The sequence below is a fragment of the Paenibacillus sp. P4_E11 genome (genome assembly GCF_056401635.1).
This window is the reverse complement of the sequence record NZ_JBFUIX010000636.1, coordinates 1-740: the sequence shown is the minus strand read 5'-3', so window position 1 is coordinate 740 and position 740 is coordinate 1. Positions and strand designations below refer to the sequence as shown.

The 740-nt window shown below is 51.2% G+C and carries 1 protein-coding gene and 1 pseudogene; both read right to left on the bottom strand.

The features are described 5' to 3' along the window. Positions 1–329: pseudogene (locus AC1DWB_RS36605) on the bottom strand (hypothetical protein); the annotation flags it as partial. Positions 330–552: 223 nt separating this feature from the next. After that, a partial coding sequence (locus tag AC1DWB_RS36600; RefSeq protein WP_477545946.1) for a helix-turn-helix domain-containing protein occupies positions 553–740 on the bottom strand: 188 nt, incomplete at its 5' end.

The window sequence follows — 740 nt, the reverse complement described above, 5'->3', positions numbered from 1 at the left end:
GTCAGCGTGTTGATCAGTACCTGCACGACTTCCGGGTTGTCGAAGATGCGCTTGAAATGAGCGAGTCCGATCCAGTCACTGTGCAGGAACCCTTGGAATGGGCTGTAATCCTGAAAAGCAATAATGGAGCCGAGTAAGGGGATGTATTTGTATACGATGAAGAATAATGTGCCGGGCAGCACAAAAGCATACATATACCGGCTGTTCCAGAGCTTTCGGCCGATCGTCTGGCTGCGTGGCTTGCGCAATCTCGGCTGCTGTCGTTTGTCCGCTCTCGCTGCTGTGTTCGGGCTGGCGTTGACTTGAGACTCTTCTGTAAGCGGTGTCATTAGTAACAGCCCCTTTCTCTTTGTGTGGTGTAACGTAAGCATAAAAAATTCGCGGTGGTACAGTAAACAATCCATTTTTATCAAGGCTCGCGCAAACAAAGATCATCATTTGCAAATACAGACACATGTCCAATGTTGCCGCATCAGAGCGCAAAAGAGCCCCAGCGCTCAGACGTGGGGCTGTTTCAATCGGGGGAAAATCTTATGGTTGTGTTGATCCTATCTATTGTGCGTCCGGCATCGCCGTATGGGCCGCAGATCGGGCCCATTCCCGGTACTGGCCCGGGGACTTACTGGTACACTGCTTGAATGCTCGTGAGAAATTTTGCGTATTCGTGTATTGCAGACGCTCGGCCATATCCTTGATCGGCATGTCGGAATGGGCGAGCCATTCCTTCGCTCTCGACATCC